The organism is Kosakonia sp. H7A, from assembly GCF_003028445.1.
Lineage (GTDB): Bacteria > Pseudomonadota > Gammaproteobacteria > Enterobacterales > Enterobacteriaceae > Kosakonia > Kosakonia radicincitans.
In genome coordinates, this window is sequence record NZ_PYTZ01000084.1 from 1 (window position 1) to 499 (window position 499).

Genomic DNA, 499 nt, shown 5'->3' on the forward strand with positions numbered 1-499 from the left:
CGCGACCGAGCAGGTAGCGCGCGGGGTTGTTCTCGAGGCGGTCGCTGACCCGGCGCAGGTCGCGGATCAACCCGCGCAGCTCATTGAGTGTGGGGCCGAGCTGGCCGAGGCCATCATTGGCGAAGCTGTTGATGGCCGCGCGGTTGTCGCCGAGGATGCCGTTGGCGTTGGCCGCTGCTGCATCGAGCTTGGTCAGCGTGGTATCGAGCTTGTCCAGGATCGGGGGCAGCTGCTGCACCAGGTTCTTGTCCAGGTGCTCGATGGCGCCGTTGGTGGTGTTCAAGGTGCGGTCCAGGTTGCGCGCCGCATCGCGCGCGCTGATGAGCAGCGCGCCCACGCCTTCGTCCTGGCTGTTGAGCGAATTGCTGATCTTCTCCAGGTTCTGCAGCGTGGCCGAGATGCTGGCCACGTTGCGGTCGCTGAGCACCTGGTCCAGCCGTTCGACGATGCGGTTGGCGGTATCGGTGATGTTCTGCAGCGCTGAGGGCGTGGTCTGGAT

Annotated in this window: 1 protein-coding gene; it reads right to left on the minus strand. The window is 65.7% G+C overall.

Annotation, left to right across the window (positions count from 1 at the left end; translation table 11 throughout):
* On the minus strand, positions 1-499 hold a 499-nt coding region (locus CWM66_RS28315; protein WP_199200085.1), incomplete at both ends, for a hypothetical protein.